Origin of the sequence: Okeania sp. KiyG1 (genome assembly GCF_014132355.1) — a bacterium.
Taxonomy (GTDB): Bacteria; Cyanobacteriota; Cyanobacteriia; order Cyanobacteriales; family Microcoleaceae; genus Okeania.
Map to the genome: position 1 here is coordinate 17,391 of NZ_BLZO01000145.1, position 25,014 is coordinate 42,404.

A 25,014-nucleotide genomic window follows, 5' to 3' on the forward strand; every position below is an offset into this window, starting at 1 on the left:
TTGATCTCCAAACCCTTGCAAAAGACCAGGTATATTTTAGTCAATACTATTTAATTATACTTGTTGATTCTTCCCTACTCCCTACTCCCTACTCCCTATTCCCTTCCACTGAATTAAATAACATTAATTATACCGATCGCTTCTAAATCAAAACCACCAGAAGTCGCAACTGAAGATGATGCCTTCGGTTGGTTCAACCACTGTGCTCTATTTAGGAATGAGATTAATAAAGTCAGAACTCAGAAGTCAACCCACCCCTAACCCCTCCCAACCCACTCCTAACCCTCCCAGGAGGGAAGTAGGGGATTTGAGCAACTCTCTAAAAATATTTCGCCTTAAAAGGCGGGGTTTTAGACCCATATTATTTTGATCAAATAAAACCGGATAAAATTAATTACCCTCAAGAGGTTTATGTGGCAGAAACCAGATTTTCCCGGTCTTATTTAATTTCCGTTCCTTACCTGAAAATTGCTGTCATTAATTCACAACTTGACAATATTCTTCATACACGCCATCAAGTAGTAAATTTAAAGCGTCTACTGCTGTTGCTGCTGCTGTTAATGCTTCCTGTTTTTGAGCATCAGTTTCACAGAGTTTTACTAATGCTTCTCGCGTAACTTGGCTGTGAATTTCATCGGCTTTTTCATGTACTTTAAAAAATGCCAAAGCTGCTTCAGAATTAATGTCGTAAAATTCTTTTAAACCAGCAATTTTAGTAGTAGCTACTTCGGGAATTTGGGATTCATAAGCATAGAGAGCAGCTAAACCTTTTGCTGGATTTTCACTGCGGGATAACTGTTGCAAAAGCTTCACAGATTCCTGAGTTTTTGCTAGGTGTTCCCGCTCTTTAACTGCTTCTCTTTTTACACCCAAACCTTCTGCAAAACGCAACCATAATTCTGGGTGATTTGCCGCTCCCATTTCTTCTTCCATAAGATTTTCTAGGAGCATTTTTCTGATTTCTAAGTCGTCACAAGCTGCGTGAGTAGCACTAACATAAGTAGGGAAATAATGAACTTGTAGATAATATTCTTGAGCGTACTCTTGCAACATTTCTAAAGATAATTTTCCTTCATTCCACATTTGATAGAATTGGTGCTTAAGTAAATGTTGTTTTTCAATAATTTCGTCTAATTGAACAAGAAACTCTTGAGCGGTCATTTTTGTATTTTCAATTAACATGATTGTTCGGCAAATGTAAGAATATTTACATATACTATCATAGTTTTTTTATTGTCAAGAAGTGAATAGATTTTATCGAAATAAACTGTTAATAAAGAATAATTTTTTATTCGACAAAATTTTTTTAATGGTATAAATCGAAAAGTAAATGACTTTTTGTGTAAAATAAAGTAAGCATTTCCTGCGGACTGCTGCGCAAACAGCTATTAGCAGTCAGCTAGCCTCCTGCGGAGGAACTTTCCTACGGAATGCTACGCAAACGTTAACAGCTTTTTAATGAATAAAACAAGGGTTCTTTTAATTTATACTACATTTTTAAGCAGATTATTATTGAAGCATAAGAACAACGAATTTAAGTTGTGAATCTATACAATTCTATAGAAGGAAATGTAGATGTGTCTTGGAAGCTGATAGCTGATAGCTGAGTGCTGAATGCTTACAAAATAAAGATATAATAAATCACCAAATTTTAAATATGATGATTATTTTGATATTCAGAGGAATATTGAGATGGAAATTCATCCCAACTTTTGATTACTTGCTGGTAACAATCAGGCGGACTAATCGGTAAATTAGTAAGATAAAAGAAAGTAACATAACTGCCAGACTCTAACATAAAAACTACATCTTTTTCAGGGTTATAATTATCTACTGCTTCTAAAATATGAGCATTCATAAAGTGTGTTTTAAGGAGGACAGTATCGGGTGCTTTTAACCAGGCATTGAGAAGAGGTGCAAGATTATTACGAGGCACAAAATGTACTTTAAATGTTTCTCCCGTTGCACCAATAATAGGTGAATTTGTACTGCAAATAATTAGACCCCGTTGGCTACTTAAATAACCTTGCCAAGCATTATATCCTATAGATATTAAATTAGTAGCAATAAACTCTTGTTGCCAATTATGTAAATAATTTTCTTGCTCCATTTGATTCAATAACCTATATAATTAAACTACAGCGTACTTCCTCCGACAGGAAGCTAACTGAAATTAAAGGGTAAATATTTGTTTGTTCCCCTACTCCCTCAGATTATTTGTTGGGAGGTTGGGAGACTCATTCTGTAGGGTTACCGAATAATTAATAATTAATAGTTAATAATTAATAATTAATAGTTGATAGTCAATAATTATTCATTCAACAATTCAGGTTGAAAGCCTCCCCTTGGATAAGGGCAAAAATTTTCCTTTGAGTCAATCCCCTTCTTTGAAGAAGGGGTAATTATTAATTATTAATTGTTCATTATTAATTACTGAATAACGCACCCTTACTATCTGAGTAAAAACTTTTATTGCGACATCCGCAATAGAACCAGATACCTATCGCACTTTTTCTGGCAATAATTCAGGTTTAACTTTTTGCAGAAATCTAACTATCATCGCCGTAAATACTCCCTCAACTAACATTAGTGGGATGTGAGCAATTACCAATGTAGTCATGATGGTCGAACGTTCGGCACTAGCATCTAGATCCAAAGGAATATTGGCAATCAGAATCACAAATACTGCTAAAACGGTTATTGCCACCCCACTAGCACCAGCCACAAATCCGAAAATACTCGTCCATAAAGAATTTTCTAATCCCACTCGGTGACGAAACTGAAATAAATAGTGGGCGAAAATTGCTGGCACACCTGCTGTCAACCCATTAATACCTAAAGTAGTTAAGCCACCGTGCTGAAACATCACTGCTTGCAGAAACAAACCTACTAAAATAGCTGGAAAAGCATAATAACCTAATACTACGCCCAAAAGACCGTTAAGCAAAGGGTGAACGCTGCTTGGCGGAATTGGCAGTTTGATCGAAGAAGCCACAAAAAATGTGGCAGCTAGTAGGGAAGCTTTGGGAATACTTTCGGTGGGATTTTGTTCTCGTTTTATTTTGCGTAAAAAGTACCATGTTGTCAAACCTGTTAGTGCGTAACCACCTATACAAGTTGATGCTGGTAAGTAACCGTCAGATATGTGCATTGATTTAAGTGCAGTTTTAATTTTTTTTTGAATTTAATAGTTAGAGCTTGCTGATTAAATATAAAAGCATTGATAGATAAAAGTTTTAGCTGTTTTAGGTTGAAAAAAGTGCGCCTGTTTTCGGTAAAGATTGCTCAAAAAACTAGCATTTTGTGCAAGAGTTGGGCAGAACAATTTTGGGACAAAACGCCCGCTCCTACCTCCTCTACATTCCCATTTATCCTGTCTCCTGTCTCCTACCCTCAACCATAAGACTTTTTCAGCAAACCCTAATTAAAAACGACGCCCGTAAGCGGGGGGGCGACAGTTAACTTCAGGAGTAGGAAATAAGTTAGAATTTTCGTATCTTTTAGAGAATTTAATTCCATTCCAAATCAAGAAACTGTGGATAAAAGTTAGAGCGATCGCCCAAACTAAATTCTTAACAAAAATCCTCCCCAAAATAGCTACTGTTAAACCATGACCCTCTCCCACCATTAAGCTAGCAGTCAGTAATATTATCCCTTCAAACAAGATATATCCTATGACTAAACTAGCAGTCAACCATAAATAATACCTCCAGACTTTCTCTCCCATAAATTTAGGTTTAATACTAGCTAAAATTGTTACTAATAATGTTGCCAAACCCATCACAACTCCCCAAGTAAAAGATTCTAAAGTCTGGGGATATTGACGGAGAGTAAAACCATAGAATTGATTAACTAACCAAATTATTATTGAGGAAATTATCGCCTGTTTTCTATTAAGTGTCACCCCACTAATAGCAGCAAAACCTACTAAGGGAACGTGAGGATAAATAATACTACTAGCACTGCCAATAGTAATTAACAAAAATTGCCACAGACGAGAACGAGATATTGCTTTTTCAGCATTATTCCAAACATTATAATTTTCCTGGGAATAAACTGTAATTTTATTATTCATAAACCTTGATTCCTGCCATGTTTCAAAAGTCAGTTTTCCATAGATGAGATATCAAAACAAGCTTTCAATAATTGACAATTGATAATTGATAATTGATAATTACTTCTCCCTAAAAGGAAGAGGATTGAATAAAAGGAAAAAAAATTTTTTCCCCCTTAAAGGGGAGGCTTCAAGGCGCGAATTATTTAATTATTTAATTATTTAATTATTAATTATTCGGTAATTAGGTTATCTTAAATCTATAGAGTTTGGAGACCAAACCCCTACAAAATATCCCTCTATTCCCTATTCCCTTCCACTGACTAAATAACATTAATTACACCGATCGCTTCCAAATCAAAACCACCGGAAGTCGCAGTTGGTGGGGCAGTTGTCCAAGGGTCGAAAATGGGGTTTCCTGTGGCATCTAAAAAGCTACCATTACCAGGAATATCTACAATACGAACAAACTGAATAGCATTAATATCTACTGCACCGGATGTCACTGACGGATCGTTAATTAAGTCATCTAAGTCAAAAGGAGTTCCCCAGGAACTGCCAAAAAATTCTCCCTCAAACTCAGAAGCATTATTAACGTGTTTGCCAGCTAAATTATAAACTTGTGTGGGGTCGATGACATCAAAACTACCTAATGGTTGCTCTGTCAAAGAGTCGCTAGGAAAACGAGCAAAATTTACCCCATCGCTGGAAACTTCAACGAATGCTAGTTCGGCAAAAATACCGCCGAGATTATTGAAACCATTTTCAAATACTGCAAAATCTGCTCCTGCACCATTACTAATACCAGAGTCAAAGGTTAAAGTAATCTCTCCTGGTGGTACACCTGCGTCTATTTGTTCTTGAGTTAGATCGCCCAGTGAAGCAATATCAATAAAATTATCTGTTCTAGCAGTAGGTCCTAATGTTAGTTCGGGAGTTTGGAATCTTTCATCGACTCCTGGTGCAGGGGAATAATTTTGAAATCCTGTTGCCCATGCTGCAAATATGGGATTAACAACACTATCCGGTCTTATTAACCCTTCACCCTCAGAACTAATAAAACCAGGGATGGCAGAATCTATTTTTCCTGGGTCTTGGGTGGAACTGGAATAAGGTCCTAGTTGTTGGACAAATATTCTAAATTGGTCTTCGGAAAGTTCGCTGCTGTTAACACCTGAGAGGATGGCTAAAAATTCTCCTGTGACTGCATCTTGAACAATTGTGCTGTCAGCTAGTTCATTACTACCTTGAAATATATTGAGGTCTTCAAAAGTTATTCCTCCTAATAAACCAATTGCATCTTGTTCTAGATTAAAGTCAGTAATTAAGTCTGCTTGGTTAATATCTGGGTCTCCCGTTGGTGGTTGATTTTGTCGTTGAAGAACAAAATTATCGAAACCGTCTCCCCCAGTTAAGGTGTCTGTACCTACATCTCCATAGATATTATCGCTGCCAAGGTCTCCAGAGATATTATCGTTCCCTTTACCACCCCGCAGCGTGTCGTTACCTGCATTTCCGTTGAGAATATCGTTGCCTTGGTTGCCACTAATTAAGTCTCCACTTTCCAGACCATTGATTGTGTCATCTCCTGCTAAACCAAATATTTCGTCTGCATCTGAACTACCTGTGAGGAGTTCACTATTTTCTGTTCCTATTATTGTTGTCATTTTATTTCTTTCTTAAATGTATGCAAGACTTTCTGTCGCAACTTTTTTGCTAATACCAAAGCTGTTGCGATCGCTATTAATCCCACCGTTAACTATCGCTTCTATTACTTTTTTTGGCGTTGCTGATTCTGGGTATGATTTTGCCCCCCTAACCCCCCAAAATTGGGGGGAATAAAACTCTAAAAGTCCCCCTTTTTATCCCCCTCCAGTCCCCCTTTCCAAGGGGGAAGCCAGAGGATGCTGCGCTTTTTGTTAAATGGGGGACCAGCGGGGGCTTTACCAGAACAAAACAATCGCGCATTCATACTTCAATTCAGCAACGCCCTTTTTTTTAACAACAGTAGATTCTGAAGCACTTTTTGTACTTTTTGCTAACTTTCTAGCTATTATTTTTTTCTTCTTATTGAATAGGGCAAAAGGGAAAATTGCATAGAGGAGATTCCCACCCCAAGCAATTTTAAGCGCGGTGATTATGGTGGGGTATTAAATCCACAAAAGAAAAGATAACTGCTAATTTATTTCTTTTAAGTAGTAGCTGTTTCCCAGAGTTTGGTTTAAATAAGCTTTGTCTAAATATCTGTAGCGAAAGGTTCTTATTTAGAGCTAATTCCCTTTTTGTCAATACTATATTAGTCATCATCCATACCTCGCAGATGTTCTATAAAGTTACTATTCAATCGGCGGGCATTCTGACTGAGAGATAATAAAGTATCTCATCACAGTTGCGGGACAGCGACGGATTTACACCGAACTTTCCCCGTTTCCTCTAACGGCTGGTCTCCATTAGAACCGATTGATTATAATATTAAAGCACAGCTCCTAAATTAATGCAATACTTTGACAAAAATTTTTTTTTGCTAACTGTAGCATTTCCCAAGCTTGTGAGGTACAGTTTTGGAGATCCCCCCTAACCCCCGTTTAACAAAAAGCGCAGCATCCTTCTGGCTTCCCCTTCCCAAGGGGGACGGGAGGGGGATTAAGGGGGAACTGGAAGTCCCCCTTTTTAAGGGGGATTTAGGGGGATCATAAATGTATTTCATAACTGTGGGAATTGCTATAGATATTCTGGTGGTGGTGCATAGTAATGGTAGAGAGAGTGTGGGGGATGGGGAGATGGGGGATGGGGAGTGTGGGAGAAATTAAAAAATATATATCCTCACCATTACCATGCAGGACTACCGATATTCTGACTCCAGACAAAAATATCCCGACTATTATTATTATCTCCAACTACTAAATTAGTCGCAAAAGAATCAAAAGCGACAACTTCCCCGGAAGCAGAAATCGTCGGATTAAAAGAACTAAAATTTCCTTCTAACCCCCGATCGTTTACTGATATTTTAGTCGTGACACCATTTAGCAAATCCCGCACGAATATATCATTGGTGCCATTGCTATCTCCAGGCACCAATAACGGGTCGAAAGAATCAAAAGCTACAAACCTACCATCACCAGAAATCGTCGGTGCAAAGGAACTTCTACTAACTTGATTACCAAAAATATCCACAGAGACGCGAGTCGTGATGCCATTTAGTACATCGCGCACAAATATATCTCTGACACCATTTGTATCTCCCGGTACTAGATTAGTTGCCGTAGACTCGAAGGCGATAAAGCGACCGTCCGCAGAAATAGAAGGAGTGATGGAACTGAAATCTCCTTGGTTCCCTAAAGGATCTACCGAAATACTGCTGGTAATCCCAGTTAGGGTATCGTGCCAAAAAACGTCTCTGGTATTATTGGTGTCTCCTGCCACAATATTAGTCGCAAAAGAGTCAAAAGCGATAAAGCGACCATCAGCAGAAATAGTGGGGTTGAAAGAACTAAAATTTGCTCGATCGCCCAGAGAATTTTTAGATATTTGGGCAGTTATACCAGTTAGGGTGTCATGTAGAAAAATATCTCTGGCGTTGTTAATATCTCCCATAACTAGGTTGGTTGCATCAGACTCAAAGGCAATGAAGCGACCGTCAGCAGAAATAGTGGGGTTTATTGAGGCAGCATTGCTTTGGTTGCCTAGAGAATCTACCGATATTCTTGTAGTTGTACCAGTTAAGAGGTCTCTGAGAAAAATGTCTGTTGTATTATTGCTATCTCCTGGCACTAAATTAGTGGCATTAGAAGCAAAGGTTACAAAGCGACCATCGCCAGAAACAGAAGGATGAAAAGAATTGAGATTTCCCCCAGACCCAAAAGAGTTTACCGAAACAATATCTGTAGTTTGAGTTTGTCTGTCTGTAATGAAAATATCTGTTTGGTTGTTGGTGTCTCCTATTACTAAGTTGTTGGCAGCAGATTCAAAAGCAATATAATTACTATCGCCAGAAATAGATGGATTAATGGAAAAGTTATTTCCTTCATTTTCTTGAAAATTTACTGATAAGCGATCGATATTTGTTTGCGGAATAATGTTTGTAACCATGCTCAGGCAATAAAAGTCTACGTTATTGACTCAGTAATAATACATCCAAATTTGAGGTTTTGTTGTCATAAGTTCGATTTATGACCAAAGTAGAGGTCAATTGGGAGAAGATTTTAATGATATTTTAAATTGGAAACGGTCAGAAATTTTGCCAGTTATTGGAGTGGATGGTTATGATTATATTCCTGAACTTTTGGTGAAATATCAACAGTCTCTTTAGTTTTTTGTGGAGCAGAATATGTTTTTCACTCGCATAACTATAGTAGGGGTTAACGGCCGTTAACCCCTAAAGATGGTGTCTAATTTCACGTTTTGCGTAACTTCTGTCTAAATCTAGAATTAAGCCATTTTTCTCAAGTCCTACTTTAGCTGCGTCAGTTTTGGTCAAGAGCAAGCAAAACTTACTCTGGTTTTGCCCACCCCTTAACAATAGCCATGACAATATTGACGTAGGAGTTATCTAGAGCTTCTTTGATAGCTGCTTCACCACCAGCTTGTAACGCACAACCAACCCGACGCTTAAAACTAGGTGTAGTTTCATCATTAACATAGATAATTTTTTCACTCTCAGTCGCAGTAGGGTTAGTTTCCTCCAACTGCTTTAGGAGTTGTTGAATTTCTTTTGCTGCATCAGCTAAAGTCTGCTTTTCCTTAGACTGATATAAAGTATTGTTATTGTTTTCTGCATGAAAGTTTTTCCCTACAGCAACAGCTTGTTCAACATTGAAAGTATCTCCCATAATTCCCTCTCCTTTTACGTCAACCAATAACGGAATGTCTTCATCGTTCTTAAAAAGCTTGACAAATGTCCAACCAAGAAGTTCTGTGTAACCAAAGGAAACAGTGGCATTGACAAGATTTCCAGCAAAAGGAATAAAACCAAGTATGGCTTTGACTCCAAAAGCACCAATACCAACTCCAACACTGGAGCCAAGTAGTGCTGCTGCTGTACTCTTATTCAGCTTTCTTCCAAATACTTCTCCTAACTGAATAATCATTCCAATGTGTATAGTTATCAGAACAGGAGTATCTAACCCAAAAGCTGCTCCTTGAGCCAAAGCACCAGATGCTGCTGCTGCACTTCCTGAAGCAGTATGAATAATAACTTCAAGTTTTGAAAAGTCCTCGTTCTTTAAAAAAGGTCGTACCTCTTCTTTAATAGGGTCAGTTTTTTCTTGATAGAATTTGCGTGCTTTTTCTACAGATTCTTCTATAGAAGGCTGCACCTTGTCCTTAATTGTTGGCTCTATTTTTTCCTTGTATAATTCGCGCCCTTTGTTTATCAATTTCTTCACGTTCATACTCATAAGAACCTTAGCGTATTACAAAAGTTTTTTGATTGCCAAAGCTAGGGATACCAGGAGCAAATTTAACTTATTTGTTGTCTCATCCAAAACCTATGAACTTATGCAAAGAAAAACCTTCCTGATTATGATTCCTAAGCTCGATATATTGATAAGCTAGCCTGTTTTTTCAGAAGTTTAATCATGGAAAGGAGTTATTATTTGCAAAATGTCCACTTTCAGATTTTTTCATTATGACAACTTTCTATAACCTCCAAGCAATTGCTGCTATTTTCCGGATAAATAAAATTTCTAATCTCTTTTAGTTGTGTCAGTTTGCGTCAAAAGCAAGTCCTACTTACTCTGGTTTTGCCCACCCCTCAAAAATGGCTACTACAGTATTGACGTAGGAGTTATCTAGAACTTCTTCGATAGCTGCCTCACCACCAGCTTGTAACGCACCAACAACCCGACCCTTTAAACTAGGTGTAGTTGCAATATTAACATAAGCAATCTTTTCATCCTCAGTTGCAGTAGGGTTAGTTTCCTCCAACTGCTTTAAGAGTTGTTGAATTTCTTCTGCTGCTTCGGCTAAACTCTGCTTTTCCTCAAAGTGATAGAACGTATAATTGTTGTCTGAACTGGAGTTTCTCCCCACAGCACCACCTTGTTGTTTAAGTTCTTTAATGTTGTAAGTATCTCCCATAATTCCCTCTCCTTTTAGAGCAACCAATAACCTACTGTCTTCATCGTTCTTAAAAAGCTTGACAAATGTCCAACCAAGAAGTTCTGTGTAACCAAAGGAAACAGTGGCATTGACAAGATTTCCAGCAAAAGGAATAAAACCAAGTATAGCTTTAACTCCAAAAGCACCAATACCAACTCCAACACTAGAGCCAAGTAGTGCTGCGGCTGTATTCTTATTCAGCTTTCTCCCAAATACTTCTCCTAACTGAATAACCATTCCAATGTGTATAGTTATCAGAACAGGAGTATCTAACCCAAAAGCTGCTCCTTGAGCTAAAGCACCAGAGGCGGCTGCTGCACTTACTGAAGCAGTATGAATAATAGCTTCAAGTTTTGAAAAGTCCTCGTTCTTTAAAAAAGGTCGTACCTCTTCTTTAATAGGGTCAGTTTTTTCTTGATAGAATTTGCGTGCTTTTTCTACAGATTCTTCTATAGAAGGCTGCACCTTGTCCTTAATTGTTGGCTCTATTTTTTCCTTGTAGAATTCCCGCCCTTTGTTGATCCAGTTTCCTATTCCTGTAGAGGTCTGTACCTTTTCCTTGTATTGGTTAACTATATTCTTATTATCTGGTATGGTTCTTCTGTTGGTGCGGCGTAATAAACGGATATATGTAGTTGGTCCTGGCAATTCTCTACAAATAATACTATCAGAGCCATTTTCTTTTATATATTCCTTAAATATATCAAAACCACGGCCAATTCCTTCAAATGCCAAGTTTAAAAGATAAAACGAAATAGCTTCATCAACTGGTCTTGATATAGGTGCTATACAATCAATTAGCTGATTCCAGGATAACTCTGGTAAGAATCTACCCGGACTGTAAACTTCAAGTGCTTCTGGTGTAATACTAACTTTTACTGTTCCTTCTAATTGGTAATCTCTGTGAGCAATAGCATTAGAAATTAGTTCCCGCGCCACTTGAATATCGATTTCTTCTACTTTATGGCTAAGTCCATCTCCTCCTATGTATGATATACTTTCTGTATATTTTTTGACTTTTTCCACAAGTTGTTTAACTTGGGAACTTAAAGGACCTCTTATGTCTTCTCTAACAATACTCGATTCTCTGGGTCTTCCAACGATAAAAACAGACCTAGCCTGGGAGTATATCATTTCAGGTCTTTTGTGAAAGCAGAGGACGGCAGATTTATGAAGTACATTTCTGCCTCCATCTTGAATGCGGGAATAAAGCTTTAGTTTCCATAGGACTTCCTCTAAATTAGCTGTCTTATAAAGTTCTGGCTCGACTTTATTAGCGTATTTCTCTAGAAGTTCTAAATCTATATCTTCAATAGTAGCTTCTGGGCAAGGATGTCTATTAGGGTCAGTTTGTTCGTAGAGAATTTTTAGCTCTTCAGGTGTTCTTATAGAATGACTTGATTTAAAATTTACCGGAGTTAAATCTTCCTTCTTTTTCCCTTGAGCAATCCAAATTTTTTTCTCAGCTCTATCGAGATGAAAAACTGAACGTTGTGGAAACTTTGAGTATTTTTCTTCTGTTTCTAATTTATTATTAATATAACTAACTATATCTTCAACATAAATTTTTCCATCATTTGTGCCCTTTCCATCAAGACTTGTTTCAATGCCAGTGCAAAAAATATCTGTAAACAGTCCAGACGAACCATCTGGTAGCTCCTTACTTTTTTGAGTCTTTCGAGAGGAAGCGATAATAGCAATTCCTTGAGGAATATCATCCTTTTTTATAGAGTTAAAAATATTATCGTCTAAATTTTTATTCCCTTCTACAGCAGCTCCACTATGGCAAGCATCAAGAATAATAATGGCACGTTGAACTCCTGCCATATCTAACTCATTCATTAAATTTTTGAACGGATACCACTCTGAATTATCCAACCCCATTTTTAGACAATATTGATTATTTCCTAGAATACCTCCATGTCCTGAAAAGTAGAATACTAACTGAGTTTTGATATCCCAATTTTTTAGAATAGACTTCAAAATTTTTTCAAATTGCTCTCTATTTTGACAGTCATGTATTGGTGTAGATCCATTGGCCGGACACATTCCCTGCTCTGGGTTAGTCAGAATAGAGTAAACTCTTGAAACATCTTGCCTTCCTCCCTTTAGCTCTTCACCAGTTAAAGGATTCAAGACTAAAGCAATTCTTTTTGGTGAATCTTCTGACATTAACCTTTACCTCTGCTTCAGTATTTGAACTTCAATATATTCATCTTCAACAGAAGGTTGGAGTTGATGCTGATGTATTATTTCTTGCAGTTCTATAAGCTTTTCTTGCGACAAGTTTTTGAGTAAATGCTTTTCCTTACGAGTCCGAGTATAGACAATAACAAGTAGAGAATACTTCAGTTCTAATTCCCCATTCTGTTGTCTTGACTCCCAGTATTGTAAAGTAGTGAAAAAGGTTTGAATACCAGTTAGAGTTAATGAAGCAATGGTTAAACCTATTATTAAACCACTATCTCTCATCCCAACTTGAGGCTCTGTTTTTTCAATCTCTACAGATAAGTCACATTCTTTTTCTATAAGATTAGCAAGTTCTTTAAAATAAAAAGAATCCTCTTCTGTAATATCTCCCTCTAGCTTAATATAAGCTTTCATAGCAATATTATGTAAAATAAACTTATTCTAGATAAATAATCCTATTATAGAACCGTAATAAGAATACTGTCAATATTTGCGAATGCTATCAACAGATTATCAAATATAGTTATACAATACTAGAGCGATCGCTACTCCACAATTAAAGATAATTTTTAACGCTAACCTTTTTAATTTCTGACTTTTTTTCCTCTACTCATCCACACTAAAACTACAAACATTTTTCAACACAAAACCATTATTTTCATTCACCAAATCACCCCTACATAACACGGGAAAACGTTCTTGATATGCCCTAATAGCTGTCACATAATCCTGGTCAAATAATCTCAATTTTATCCGTTCCAACCTATTCATAACTACTCCCATTAAATCAACTTCTCCACTCAATTTATCTCCTTCCGGAGACCTCATCCTCACAACTAATCCCTGTATCTCCATATTAGGCAAATTAGTAATTAAGTTTTGCATAATTTCTAACTCAGTTTTATCCTCAAACTTAGCTAAATTTTCCACTAATAAATTTATAGTTATAGGAAAATCAACTACTTCTCGGTTCAAGGGTAAAACCAGAGTTAAATTAGACAATTTATTGCTCCAAATAATTGCCTCATTTTCAATCTCTCTTAGCTGCTGCCAACCTCGTTTTTCTAAATAATTAGCTACAACTTCCGGCTGAATATTTTTCAATAAATCAATATCTTTATCTTTAATAATTAAATTCATAACCCTTCTACAGCATTCGCGATCGCGGAGCGGAACGGAGTTTTATCGCGCAAGCGTAACGTAGTTTTATCGCAGAGCGGAACGGAGTTCTATCGCTAAAACACTATACTTTTTTAGTTGAATAAATAGTCATGCGTAGGGGCGAACGAACCCTTATAGTCTTTATAATATCACAAAAATTGTGAGGATGCAGCCGAAAATACTTTGACGCGCTGATTTTTTTTGAGCTTCACAAAATGAAAATTTTATTAGTTTTCCATTCGGGGGGTAGATAGAAAGATGCGATCACAGGAAAAACCAGCATATCTGCTTATTGAGCTTCACAAAATGAAAATATGAAAATATTTCTGGCATTGCTTTTGGGGAAAGTTCCTGAATACTGAATATTTAATTGTCTATTAGTAACGAATCTTAGTTGAATAAAAAGTCATGCGTAGGGGCGAACGACCCCTTATAGTCTTTATAATATCACAAAAATTGCGACGATGGAACTAAAAATCCTTTGGCGCGCGATTTTTTATGAGCTTCACAGAATGAAAAAGTTGGTGGCTTTCCATTCAGTAGAGATAGATAGTAAAGATGCGATCGCGGGAAAAAACCAGCATATATTTATTAGAGCTTCACAAAATGAAAATATCTTTGGTATTACTTTTGGGGAAAGTTCCTGAATACTGAATATTTAATTGTCTATTAGTAACGAATCTTAGTTGAATAAAAAGTCATGCGTATAGACGAACAAACCTTTATAGTCTTTATGATATCACAAAAATTGTGAGTATGGAACTGAAAATCCTTTGACGCGCGATTTTTTTTATGAGCTTCACAGAATGAAAGTTTTGGTGTTTTCTACTGAGCAGGGATATATACAAAGATTCGATGATGGGAAAAACTAGCATATATTTATTAGAGCTTCACAAAATGAATATATCTCTGGTATTGCTCCTGGAGAAAATTCCTAAATACTCCATCGCTTCTGAGTAAGAAAATTTAGTTGAATAAAAAGTCATGCGTATAGACGAGCGACCCCTTATAGTCTTTATAATATCACAAAAATTGTGAGAATGGAACCGAAAATCCTTTGACGCGCGATTTTTTTTAGAAGCTTCAGGGAATGAAGGTGTTGGTGGTTTTCCACTCAGGAAGATAGATGGAAAGATTCGATCACAGGAAAAAACCAGCATATATGTTTATGGAAGCTTCACAAAATTGAAGATATCAAGAAATTCCTGAATACTTGATCGCCTTTGAGCAAGAAAATTTAGTTGAATAAAAAGTCATGCGTATAGGCGAACAAACCCTTATAGTCTTTATAATATCACAAAAATTGTGAGGATGGAACCGAAAATCCTTTGACGCGCGATTTTTTTTAGAAGCTTCACAGAATGCAAAAGTTAGCACTAGCTAACATAGCGATCTAACCAAATTAATCTTCTGACTCTAATCTTAAAAGTAGGGGAGTATTTTTAAATCTTTTTCCTGTATTGCCTCTATTTCACTCCCAGAAAATATCAGGAACGGGAAAATATCAGGAACGGGCAAGATGCCCATTCCACAAGGGTTTTATAAGGCATGGCTTAAAAAAATTCACTGAAGTTGCCAATATTAACATCATTAATATTACTGCCAGGATCTACATCAACAACTGGATCGACAGTAGTTTGAGAGAAGCCAAATTTTTGTACTTCTCGTACTGTGTAAGTATTGGGAGGTAAATCTTCAAAAGAATAGAAACCAAATTCATCAGTTATAGTTGCAGGTTCCCCAATATCTAAGAGACTATTGTTATTCAAATCTAGATACAAAGTGAAGTTATCTAAACCATTTTCTCCAGGGTCTAATATTCCATTAGCATTTCCATCATTAAATTTAATCCCATTAATTTCACCCCGGTTACTGACATTCCCAATATCGACATTTGTAATGTTACTTCCTGGAGTTACATTAATAATTGGGTCGGGAGTAGTTTGGTCAAAATTTGGTGCTTGAGTTTCCCTAATTGTATAAGTATCTGGGGGTAAATCTAGGAAAGAATATTCACCATTAACACCAGTAATAGTTGGAGGTTCTCCATCATCCAAGAATCCATTTTGATTCAGGTCTAAATATAAAGTAATATCTGATAAACCTAATTCTCCATCGTCGAATATTCCATTAGCATTCGTATCATTAAATTTCGTGCCACTAATTTGACCACGATTATTTACATTGCCAATATTGACATTTGTAATATTACTTCCTGGAGTTACATTGATAATTGGGTCGGGAGTAGTTTGGTCAAAATTTGGTGCTTGAGTTTCCCTGATTATATAAGTATCTGGGGGTAAATCTAGGAAAGAATATTCACCATTCACACCAGTAATAGTCGGAGGTTCTCCTTCATCAAAAAATCCATTTTGGTTGAGGTCTAAATATAAAGTAATATCTGATAAACCTAATTCTCCAGGGTCTAATATTCCGTTAGCATTAGTATCATTAAATTTCGTGCCACTAATTTGACCACGATTATTTACATTGCCAATATTGACATTTGTGATGTTACTTCCTGGAGTTACATTCACAACAGGTTCGGGAGTAGTTGGAGCAAAACCTGGTGGAGAAATTTCTCTCAATATATAAGTATCTGGGGGTAAATCTAGGAAAGAATATTCACCATTAGCACCAGTAATAGTTGGAGGTTCTCCCTCATCCAAAAATCCATTTTGATTGAGGTCTAAATATAAAGTAATATCTGATAAACCTAATTCTCCAGGGTCTAATATTCCATTAGTATTTGTATCATTAAATTTCGTGCCACTAATTTGACCCCGGTCACTTACATTGCCAATATTAACTATCAGATTACTACCCGGAGTGACATTTAAAATTGGGTCGGGGGTAGTTGAAGCAAAACCTGGTGGAGAAATTTCTCTCAATATATAAGTATCTGGGGGTAAATCTAGGAAAGAATATTCACCATTAGCACCAGTAATAGTTGGAGGTTCTCCCTCATCCAAAAATCCATTTTGATTGAGGTCTAAATATAAAGTAATATCTGATAAACCTAATTCTCCAGGGTCTAATATTCCATTAGTATTTGTATCATTAAATTTCGTGCCACTAATTTGACCCCGGTCACTTACATTGCCAATATTAACTATCAGATTACTACCCGGAGTGACATTTAAAATTGGGTCGGGGGTAGTTGAAGCAAAACCTGGTGGAGAAATTTCTCTCAATATATAAGTATCTGGGGGTAAATCTAGGAAAGAATATTCACCATTAGCACCAGTAATAGTTGGAGGTTCTCCCTCATCCAAAAATCCATTTTGATTGAGGTCTAAATATAAAGTAATATCTGATAAACCTAATTCTCCAGGGTCTAATATTCCATTAGTATTTGTATCATTAAATTTAGTACCGCTAATTTGACCGCGGTTACTGACGTTGCCAATATTACCAATATTAATATTTGTCAGATTACTACCCGGAGTTACATTTACAATTGGAGTGGGAGTAGTTTGATTAAAACCTGGTTGCTGAATTTCTCTGATTGTATAAATATTAGGAGGTAGGTCATTAAATAGATAACCCCCAAAATTATTAGTAATATTGGCAGGTTCGTTGAAGTCTAGAAAACCATTGTTATTAATATCTAAGTAGATGGTGAAATTAGATAATCCAAATTCATCCGGATCTAATTGACCATTACCATTAGTGTCATTGAATTTTAAGCCACTGATACTACCTGTCGTATTAATTTGAGATGCTTCTATTTCTGTTACTTCTAATAATTCTTCTTTTTCTGCTATTAATTCCGCCATATATAACTCCTTTTACTATAGAAGGTATCTATATTCTTGAATGTTATTTTTCTGTGTATTTAATCTTATTGGTTTGAGAACAATATTTTTGTGTGCCAAATCTAGTTCAAAATAATTCCATCTGCAAGTCTCAATTTAAAATTCTGAGCTATGTTGATAAATCCGGATAGATAACTCAGTTTTATTGCTGATATAGCAGAAGGAAGAAAGAAGAAGGAAAAATATTATGTTATCTGAGTTTTAAGCTTTTGATTTGTCCTAACCTTTGCTTCGACTGCTATACCTAAATAAACCTTGAAGAAAGTTGTAGGTGGTAGGTTAATAATTTCAAAAAGCCATGAGAAATTTGTCGTAATATCCTTAATATTTGTGGGTTAATCTATAGGATATTAAAACTTGATGGTTGAGATATGATTGTTAATTTTATAGAATCAAAAATACTTCATTAATTGATAATTGATAATGGATAATTGATAATTACCTCTGGTTAAAACCGTCCTTGATTGAATATAAGGAAATATTATTTCTTTTTTCCCCTTAAAAGGGGAGGCTTTAAACCATAATTATTTAATTATTAATTATTAACAATTAATAATTCGGTAATAATGTTCCGGGGTTTTTCAGATAAACCTACGACATAAATCGGATGGTAAATGCTAGATATATTCTCGATAAAATTCATTAATATTGCTAGATTGATGCTCTCTTTGTCTTATGAATGAAAAGATATAAATTTCGATATTTTCTATTTATAAAGAGTGATTCTCTATTTTTCTCTTACAAAAAACTTTTTTATCTCTTACTGTTTTCTCAAATATTTAATTTCCCGTTCAAAACTTAAAAGTCAGTTGCAAAGTAAGCATTTCCTGCGGAATGCTGCGCAAACAGCTATTAGCTGTCAGCTTTTCCTACGGAATGCTGCGCAAACAGCAAAAAAAGGGGGTTTTAATGAAAATAGACTGTTTCAGCCAGCTTTTATAGTCAGTTATTAAATAATTTAAAAATATCGAATAACTTTTTTGCTAATCTGAGCAAATTTAATGTTAATTATTCTTATGTTGACTTCTCCCTCGCTCCTCTACTCCCCCACTCCCCTACTATATATATTGATTACCATAATAAATTAGGCTGTCTTCTGGGAGGATAATTTCTTCTTTCTACTTGGTTTTTATTTGGTCTCCATTCAACAGAGTCTGGCGGTAAACTTCTTTCATTTAGAGCATTTAAAAAACTGGAAATTTCTGGGTCGTTAGGCTTAAGTTTCAACGCTTGTTGAGCAACTTCTCTAGCTTCTTGATACCGCTCTAAACGATAAAGAACTTCCCCTTTTCCCAGCCAAGCATCAACAAAATTAGACTTTAATCGAATTGCTCGATCGTAAGCAGCGATCGCTTCTTTATATTCTCGAAAATGTTTTGTTAAAATATTTCCTCTCAGATACCAAACTACAAAATCATCTGGCTTGTATCTAATTACTTGATTAAAAGATATTAATGCGTCGTGAGGTCTATCCAAATAAGCTAATAAGGCACCTTTGTCTCGCCAAGCTAAATAAAAATCTGGTTTAATTTTTACTGTTTTTTTATAGGCATCAATTGCTCTATCATGTCTACCTAAAGCTGATAATACATTTCCTTTTCCATACCAAGCAGGATGAAAATTTTCTCTGATTTTTATTGCACGTTCAAAAGCTATTAATGCTTCTTCAAATCTCTCCAATCTATACAAATGATTCCCACGATTTGCCCATGCTGCTGCACTAGAAATATCTGTTGTTTCTGGAACTTTTAAATAAGCTTCTATAGAAAAAGCTTCTTTTTCAGTTAGTTCTGGTGGTGGGAAATTTTCCAACTGAAAATTTAATCTCATATTGAACTTATCTGCTAATTGTAAAAAGGTACTAATGGGAATTCCATAACTAAAACCAGTACTCACTCTCTCCACTGAATTAGACTTTTCATCATAAATTTTTGTACCTTCAGAAGCACCATGAATTCCAATTAATCTTCCTTGAGTATCTAAAATAGGTGCGCCACTCAAACCTAACTCAGTAATATTGTTATAAAAAAGTTCATAACCATTAGAAACCGGGTCTTTGATAAAAGCTAATTCATAATCTTGATTAATTAATAATCCCGGACTAAATAAAGGTTCTCTTTGGGAAAAAGGTAATCTCGATGCAGGCCAACCAGACACAAAAATATGACGAAATTCAGCTTGATAATCATAATCAGCTAAAGTAGCTATTTGATACTTTTTCTGACTCCGAAATTCTAAAAGTGCTAAATCTACTCCTGGTAATTTAATTATTCTTTGATAATCAATTTTATGTCTTTCTCCATCTTTGGTAATAACTGTATATTCATCTTGGGTTTCTATAACGTGCTTGGCAGTTAAAACATAATAAGTGTCTTTTTTACGAGAAATTATTACACCAGAAGCTGGATTTATCGAATCAATTAATACTGTAAATTCTGTGGCAATTTGATTAATTTCATCTGCCATTAAAGCTTTAGCAGTAGGTTGAATTAAAAAAATTACTGTAGAAGGAAAAAGTAAGAGAGAGGAACTCAGAAGTAATGGCTGAATTGGGAATAATAAATTCACAAAAGTCCATAGATAATTTTTAAAGTTCATAGCAGAAGGAAGAAGTAAGAAGGAAGATGGAAGATGGAAGATGGAAAAATCAAGAATTTAAGAAGGAAGAAGGAAGATGGAAGATGGAAGATGGAAAAATCAAGAATTTAAGTAGGAATCAACATTTACGAAACTCCATAGATAATTTTGAAATCCATATTTGATAATTCAGCACTCAGATGGAAAATTAAGAATTTAATTAGGAATCAACATTTACGAAACTCCATAGCAGAAGAAAGAAGGAAGATGGAAGATGGAAGATGGAAGATGGAAAAATCAAGAATTTAAGTAGAAATCAAAATTAACAAAAGTCGATGGACAATTTTGAAATCCATATTTGATAATTCAGCACTCAGAGGGAAAAATCAAGAATTTAATTAGGAATCAACATTTACGAAACTCCATAGCAGAAGGAAGAAAGAAGATGGAAGAAGGAAGATGGAAAAATCAAGAATTTAAGTAGAAATCAAAATTAACAAAAGTCGATGGACAATTTTGAAATCCATATTTGATAATTCAGCACTCAGAGGGAAAAATCAAGAATTTAATTAGGAATCAACATTTACGAAACTCCATAGAGAATTTTTAAAGTTCATGGCAGAAGGAAGAAGTAAAAAGGAAGAAGGAAGATGGAAAAATCAAGAATTTAAGTAGGAATCAAAATTAACAAAAGCCAATGGGAAATTTTGAAATCCATATTTGATAATTCAGCACTCAGAGGGAAAAATCAAGAATTTAATTAGGAATCAACATTTACGAAACTCCATAGAGAATTTTTAAAGTTCATGTTAGTTCTATTTTCAGCAGCTAATGGTTTTATTGCGTATGTCGCAATAGGAGTTTTTGCTTAGTTCTATTTTCAGCAGCTAATGGTTTTATTGCGTATGTCGCAATAGGAGTTTTTGCTTAGTTCCATTTTCTGGAGTTAGTGGTTTTATTGCGTATGTCGCAATAGGAGTTTTTGCTTAGTTCCATTTTCTGGAGTTAGTGGTTTTATTGCGGATGTCGCAATAGGAGTTTTTGCTCAGTTCTATTTTCAGCAGCTAATGGTTTTATTGCGTATGTCGCAATAGGAGTTTTTGCTTAGTTCTATTTTCAGCAGCTAATGGTTTTATTGCGTATGTCGCAATAGGAGTTTTTGCTTAGTTCTATTTTCAGCAGCTAATGGTTTTATTGCGTATGTCGCAATAGAAGTTTTTGCTCAGTTCCATTTTCTGGAGTTAGTGGTTTTATTGCGGATGTCGCAATAGGAGTTTTTGCTCAGTTCCATTTTCTGGAGTTAGTGGTTTTATTGCGTATGTCGCAATAGGAGTTTTTGCTTAGTTCTATTTTCTGGAGTTAGTGGTTTTATTGCGGATGTCGCAATAGGAGTTTTTGCTCAGTTCCATTTTCTGGAGTTAGTGGTTTTATTGCGGATGTCGCAATAGGAGTTTTTGCTCAGTTCCATTTTCTGGAGTTAGTGGTTTTATTGCGGATGTCGCAATAGGAGTTTTTGCTTAGTTCTATCAATAGAGTAAGACTCTTAGTAAAATTAATTTTTTAATTTCAGTAAGAAATTATTTCATCTAAAAATCAACTTTTATGCCGATACTCTTTGTATGAAGTTTATTCCTACAACCTTGACCAAGAGAAAGAAAAATTCAGTATTTCAAGCTTCCTACTTTCCTACGGAATGCTGCGCAAACAGCAGGAGGTACTGTTAACTGATAACTGATAACTGATAACTGAAATGACCTTGAGCTTTCGCGAAACTCTTGACTCATATAGCAGTAGAAGGAAAAGTTAGGACAGAGCAAAAGCTTAAAACTCAGACAACGCCTGATTTTTTCTTCTTCTTTCTGCTATACATGAAGTTGGCAAAATAGGAGGAGAAAATTTCCAATTCACCACATCAATAAAATCAGGAAAAAATAAATAATTGAAAATCTTACTACTAGCAGTTCGATCGACTTTAATAGTTGGTACAGATGCGAACTGGGGAGCTAATTTAGCCACAGTTTCAATGGGAATAGCAAATGCTAAATGACTCATTTGTTGACGCAAATTAATATTAGGTTGCTCGCCATCACGATACACATAAGGATTCCCCCATAAAGGATAAGCGTGCATTCCATTAATACCAATAACTTGCCCGTAAATATTCAGTAGAGGACCACCACTCATTCCCTTTTTAATCAAATTAGTGTAGCCAACTTGATAACCTTTTTCTAAAGGTTTATCAGACAATATTGACACTTTTCCCCTGGTAAATAAAAACTCTCTATCTTGAGGTTTTTCTAAAATAGGAAACCCAGCAGCAAAAATTTTATCCCCTTGAACAAGAGTATGAGAATTTCCTAGAGATGCAACATTGTAGGTAGAATTAGTGCTGCGAAATTGTAATAGAGCTAAATCATTTCCTTGAAAACCTTCATTTTCTATTTGATTTGCTTCATAGAAATTACCATCTGGAGTTTGAATAAGATAAGATTTATCTTGAGTATCTAAAACGTGCTGATTAGTAACAATTGTATAGATTTGCTCTTGCCGTTTTAAAATAATTCCTGAACCCCAACCATTTTCAGAAATAACTTTAACTGTGATTGATTTAGCTAAACTTTTAAGCTCTTCAATAGTACAAAAATCATTACAGTCAGTACAATTTTGAACTTGTATTTGAGTTTCTGAACTTTTGAAGTTATCAAAATTTTTAGGAAGTGCTTGTATTGGCAAACAAAATAACCCATTACCAAAACAAACCGTTAATATCAGCGATCGCCAATTCAAAGGATATTACTCCATTACCGAAAATTTCTGGTCTAAAGCCTCCCCTTTTATACTAATTCCCATGCATTAATACTATACTTGGCTGGAACTTCAGTTATCAAATAATTAGAACAGGTTTAATAACTTATTTCCTAATTATTAGCCAGTTAATGCTAATTATTTTGATGTTTATCTCTCCCCAACTTCCCTACTCCCCAACTCCCTTACTGTAAGTATTCAGCCGTCAGCTATTAGCTATTAGACATTTCCAATAATAAAAAATAAAATTAATTATCGCACAGAAATTATCAATTATTTCCCCTATTCCCTACTCTATACTCCCTCATTTGGAGGAGATGTCTATTAATTTTGCGTCCGCGTAAAAGCAACCTTTGAAATTGAAAAAGAACAAAAAGTTACTGTCATGTGTCCCTGGACAAAATCTGAGAAGTAATTATTCATTACTAATTGCTGAAGAGCGTAGTTCCTCCGGAGGAGCTAGCTGACTGCTGATAGCTGTTTGCGCAGCATTCCGCAGGAAATGCTTACCCCTTACTTAAGAAAGTGTAGAAAAGTTTTTGAGAATTGGTATTATTGCAGAGGTACTGAAGTCCGCAGTTCCCCTGGAGGAGGCTAACTGATAACTGATAACTGATAACTGATAACTGAAATTACCAACCAGTAAAACTAGAACTTTGAGAATTAGTAGAAGACCTGTCATATTTGTTTTTTACTAAATCTTCTATGTAGTCATTAAAGTTTAAATAGAAACGGGAACCACTTTCATATAGTGGACCTGTAGAAGCACCAACTCGAATATCAAATAACTTTTGAACTGTTTCACTAGCACTTTGCTGAGGTTTGAGAGTAAATAATACCCCTTGGCAAGGACCTCCCTTTCTGCCAGAAACACAGATTACCGGTTGACGGTTAACAATACCAGTCGTAATGTAATCTAGTCTGCCATCGTCATAGAAAAATTGAAATTTATCTGATACTTGACGACAACGAGTAAGGGGACTATATCCAGCAGATAAGAAATAATTAGAAACCCAGCGAATAACTGGATAAGTACCTTGTGGTGTTTTGACAAAAGTAGTTGGGATACCATTTTTACCCCGGTCACAATAAAACTTATTAGGTCGAATTATCGGTTGAACTTCTTTAACTACTGGCTTTGTTTTCTCAGAACAGCTTTCTTTTTCTATACATACATTCTGTTCCTTTCTTTGACATAGTTCTTCTCTAATTTCACAAAGCAATCTAGATTTTGGTCTAGCATGGGCAGGATTATTGATAGTTAAATTAATCCCTAAGCAGAAAGCAAATGCTAAACATATTTTTGTACAAATATTGATTTTCATAACCACGAAATCTTGAGATATTTATGTTGTAGGTTATTGCCAATAAATAATTGATATAGCAGAAGGAATAAGTAAGAAGGAAGAAGTAAGAAGGAAGAAAGAAGAAGGAAAAATCTTACTTACGTTGTCTGAGTTTTAAGCTTTTGATCTGTCCTAACCTTTCCTTTGATTGCTATAAATATTATCTATTACTTATATTCTCAACAACCTTCATCCCATTTATCAAGACTTTCGCTCTTGTTCCGGAAAAGCTGTTAATTACTTACATCAGTTTATTGATTGATACCAAATTCCCTTGTCAAAAACTCTCTACAAAAATAGGTTAAATAATTTTATATCGAGAAGTTAGAGCTATTTATATAATGGGGTTTTGGGAAGAATATTTAGTATGAAATAGTACTTTCAAATTAGATTACGCACGTCAATTTTTCAGATAAAATAACCACAAAATTGGCTTTTTTAATCAGCACTTATACTCCATAAATACTTATAATTTAACAGATAAAAAAACAATAAAAATTCAATAAATCTAAATAAATCAAGTATTTATACTTGATTATCTGAAATGATTAGTCAGTATTACTCCCTACTAACTAATAACTATTCACTACTGAATACTTGCCCTTTATACTACGCTTTAAAATGCCCAATGTAGGCTTTAAATAACTTGTAAAAAATCTATTATCCTAGTCAATTAATTACAGCTAGATTTGTTCGCCATACCTTAGTAACTCGTATCTGCTCCGAAACCAGAAGCTGCACCCTTGTTTCTTAATTCCAAAATATTTTTATTACAACTCAAATAGGACTGTAATACAGGATAAAAATCTCAAATTCCTGTAGAGAAAAATTTCTCCAATTCAAAATCCTATTAAGATACGATTCAACATTTTTCTACTTTTTTTTCCAGTCAATACCTAGTCGTTTTAAGTAATCCCAACCTCTTTGAGGCCAGACATGGTCGCGACCAGTTTTCTGAGCAATC

At 35.4% G+C, this 25,014-nt stretch carries 18 protein-coding genes, 1 pseudogene and 1 riboswitch; of the genes and pseudogenes, 4 read left to right on the forward strand and 15 right to left on the reverse strand.

Features of this window, described 5'->3' with window-relative positions; all coding sequences use genetic code 11:
* Positions 1–477 precede the first annotated feature (477 nt).
* From SAGCYANO_RS33945 to SAGCYANO_RS33990, 10 genes are all read right to left on the reverse strand, one after another.
* On the reverse strand, positions 478–1,161 hold the full coding sequence (locus SAGCYANO_RS33945; protein ID WP_237396953.1) for a CADD family putative folate metabolism protein: 684 nt from the start codon (positions 1,159–1,161) through the stop codon (positions 478–480).
* A 490-nt stretch (positions 1,162–1,651) separates the two neighbouring features.
* Positions 1,652–2,110: a hypothetical protein gene (locus SAGCYANO_RS33950; protein ID WP_202224073.1), complete on the reverse strand. Its 459-nt coding sequence runs from the start codon at positions 2,108–2,110 to the stop codon at positions 1,652–1,654.
* 390 nt (positions 2,111–2,500) lie between these two features.
* Positions 2,501–3,151, reverse strand: a complete 651-nt coding sequence (cbiM, locus tag SAGCYANO_RS33955) for a cobalt transporter CbiM (protein ID WP_202224074.1) — start codon at positions 3,149–3,151, stop codon at positions 2,501–2,503.
* Between the two features lie 273 nt (positions 3,152–3,424).
* Positions 3,425–4,075 carry a hypothetical protein gene (locus tag SAGCYANO_RS33960; protein ID WP_202224075.1) on the reverse strand — a complete coding sequence of 217 codons (651 nt, stop codon included), beginning with the start codon at positions 4,073–4,075 and terminating at the stop codon, positions 3,425–3,427.
* A gap of 302 nt (positions 4,076–4,377) precedes the next feature.
* A complete protein-coding gene (locus SAGCYANO_RS33965; protein ID WP_202224076.1) occupies positions 4,378–5,721 on the reverse strand; it encodes a calcium-binding protein in 1,344 nt (447 codons plus the stop codon).
* A gap of 661 nt (positions 5,722–6,382) precedes the next feature.
* A riboswitch (cobalamin riboswitch) is annotated at positions 6,383–6,530 on the reverse strand.
* A gap of 353 nt (positions 6,531–6,883) precedes the next feature.
* A complete protein-coding gene (locus SAGCYANO_RS33970; protein WP_202224077.1) occupies positions 6,884–8,143 on the reverse strand; it encodes a PD40 domain-containing protein in 1,260 nt (419 codons plus the stop codon).
* Positions 8,144–8,544: 401 nt separating this feature from the next.
* Positions 8,545–9,429, reverse strand: coding sequence for a hypothetical protein (locus tag SAGCYANO_RS46280; protein WP_237396954.1), 885 nt, complete (start codon positions 9,427–9,429; stop codon positions 8,545–8,547).
* A 355-nt stretch (positions 9,430–9,784) separates the two neighbouring features.
* Positions 9,785–12,325: a caspase family protein gene (locus SAGCYANO_RS33980; protein ID WP_202224078.1), complete on the reverse strand. Its 2,541-nt coding sequence runs from the start codon at positions 12,323–12,325 to the stop codon at positions 9,785–9,787.
* Positions 12,326–12,331: 6 nt separating this feature from the next.
* Positions 12,332–12,757, reverse strand: coding sequence for a hypothetical protein (locus SAGCYANO_RS33985; RefSeq protein WP_202224079.1), 426 nt, complete (start codon positions 12,755–12,757; stop codon positions 12,332–12,334).
* A 192-nt stretch (positions 12,758–12,949) separates the two neighbouring features.
* On the reverse strand, positions 12,950–13,483 hold the full coding sequence (locus tag SAGCYANO_RS33990) for a hypothetical protein (RefSeq protein WP_202224080.1): 534 nt from the start codon (positions 13,481–13,483) through the stop codon (positions 12,950–12,952).
* 533 nt (positions 13,484–14,016) lie between these two features.
* Between SAGCYANO_RS33990 and SAGCYANO_RS48395 the strand changes: the two genes are divergently transcribed.
* On the forward strand, positions 14,017–14,151 hold the full coding sequence (locus SAGCYANO_RS48395; protein WP_255502807.1) for a hypothetical protein: 135 nt from the start codon (positions 14,017–14,019) through the stop codon (positions 14,149–14,151).
* A gap of 906 nt (positions 14,152–15,057) precedes the next feature.
* Here SAGCYANO_RS48395 and SAGCYANO_RS33995 read toward each other — a convergent pair.
* Positions 15,058–17,283, reverse strand: a complete 2,226-nt coding sequence (locus tag SAGCYANO_RS33995; RefSeq protein ID WP_202224081.1) for an SdrD B-like domain-containing protein — start codon at positions 17,281–17,283, stop codon at positions 15,058–15,060.
* A 1,110-nt stretch (positions 17,284–18,393) separates the two neighbouring features.
* Positions 18,394–19,920, reverse strand: a complete 1,527-nt coding sequence (locus SAGCYANO_RS34000) for a tetratricopeptide repeat-containing serine protease family protein (RefSeq protein WP_202224082.1) — start codon at positions 19,918–19,920, stop codon at positions 18,394–18,396.
* Between the two features lie 26 nt (positions 19,921–19,946).
* Here SAGCYANO_RS34000 and SAGCYANO_RS34005 point away from each other — a divergent pair, with 26 nt between their 5' ends.
* From SAGCYANO_RS34005 to SAGCYANO_RS48400, 3 genes are read left to right on the forward strand one after another with little or no spacing between them, the layout of a single operon-like run.
* The gene (locus tag SAGCYANO_RS34005) at positions 19,947–20,084 is read left to right on the forward strand and encodes a hypothetical protein (protein ID WP_202224083.1); all 138 of its coding nucleotides are present in this window, start codon (positions 19,947–19,949) and stop codon (positions 20,082–20,084) included.
* Complete coding sequence (locus tag SAGCYANO_RS34010; protein WP_202224084.1) at positions 20,068–20,208, forward strand: hypothetical protein; 141 nt, start codon at positions 20,068–20,070, stop codon at positions 20,206–20,208. Before SAGCYANO_RS34005 ends, SAGCYANO_RS34010 begins: the two co-directional genes overlap by 17 nt.
* A gap of 49 nt (positions 20,209–20,257) precedes the next feature.
* Complete coding sequence (locus SAGCYANO_RS48400) at positions 20,258–20,383, forward strand: hypothetical protein (RefSeq protein ID WP_255502808.1); 126 nt, start codon at positions 20,258–20,260, stop codon at positions 20,381–20,383.
* Positions 20,384–21,720: 1,337 nt separating this feature from the next.
* Here the strand turns inward: SAGCYANO_RS48400 and SAGCYANO_RS34015 are convergent.
* From SAGCYANO_RS34015 to SAGCYANO_RS49660, 3 genes and pseudogenes are all read right to left on the reverse strand, one after another.
* On the reverse strand, positions 21,721–22,686 hold the full coding sequence (locus tag SAGCYANO_RS34015) for a serine protease (protein ID WP_202224085.1): 966 nt from the start codon (positions 22,684–22,686) through the stop codon (positions 21,721–21,723).
* 650 nt (positions 22,687–23,336) lie between these two features.
* Positions 23,337–24,029 (reverse strand): COP23 domain-containing protein, encoded by a 693-nt coding sequence (locus tag SAGCYANO_RS34020; RefSeq protein WP_202224086.1) that lies wholly within the window; start codon positions 24,027–24,029, stop codon positions 23,337–23,339.
* An 894-nt stretch (positions 24,030–24,923) separates the two neighbouring features.
* A pseudogene (locus SAGCYANO_RS49660) lies at positions 24,924–25,014 on the reverse strand (helix-turn-helix domain-containing protein); the annotation flags it as partial.

Coding starts and splice junctions, on each gene's coding strand:
- SAGCYANO_RS33945 (WP_237396953.1), bottom strand. CDS start 1,161: ATGACCGCTCAAGAGTTTCTTGTTCAATTAGACGAAATTATTGAAAAA.
- SAGCYANO_RS33950 (WP_202224073.1), bottom strand. CDS start 2,110: ATGGAGCAAGAAAATTATTTACATAATTGGCAACAAGAGTTTATTGCT.
- cbiM (WP_202224074.1), bottom strand. CDS start 3,151: ATGCACATATCTGACGGTTACTTACCAGCATCAACTTGTATAGGTGGT.
- SAGCYANO_RS33960 (WP_202224075.1), bottom strand. CDS start 4,075: ATGAATAATAAAATTACAGTTTATTCCCAGGAAAATTATAATGTTTGG.
- SAGCYANO_RS33965 (WP_202224076.1), bottom strand. CDS start 5,721: ATGACAACAATAATAGGAACAGAAAATAGTGAACTCCTCACAGGTAGT.
- SAGCYANO_RS33970 (WP_202224077.1), bottom strand. CDS start 8,143: ATGGTTACAAACATTATTCCGCAAACAAATATCGATCGCTTATCAGTA.
- SAGCYANO_RS33980 (WP_202224078.1), bottom strand. CDS start 12,325: ATGTCAGAAGATTCACCAAAAAGAATTGCTTTAGTCTTGAATCCTTTA.
- SAGCYANO_RS33985 (WP_202224079.1), bottom strand. CDS start 12,757: ATGAAAGCTTATATTAAGCTAGAGGGAGATATTACAGAAGAGGATTCT.
- SAGCYANO_RS33990 (WP_202224080.1), bottom strand. CDS start 13,483: ATGAATTTAATTATTAAAGATAAAGATATTGATTTATTGAAAAATATT.
- SAGCYANO_RS48395 (WP_255502807.1), top strand. CDS start 14,017: ATGAAAAAGTTGGTGGCTTTCCATTCAGTAGAGATAGATAGTAAAGAT.
- SAGCYANO_RS33995 (WP_202224081.1), bottom strand. CDS start 17,283: ATGGCGGAATTAATAGCAGAAAAAGAAGAATTATTAGAAGTAACAGAA.
- SAGCYANO_RS34000 (WP_202224082.1), bottom strand. CDS start 19,920: ATGAACTTTAAAAATTATCTATGGACTTTTGTGAATTTATTATTCCCA.
- SAGCYANO_RS34005 (WP_202224083.1), top strand. CDS start 19,947: ATGGAAGATGGAAGATGGAAAAATCAAGAATTTAAGAAGGAAGAAGGA.
- SAGCYANO_RS34020 (WP_202224086.1), bottom strand. CDS start 24,029: ATGAAAATCAATATTTGTACAAAAATATGTTTAGCATTTGCTTTCTGC.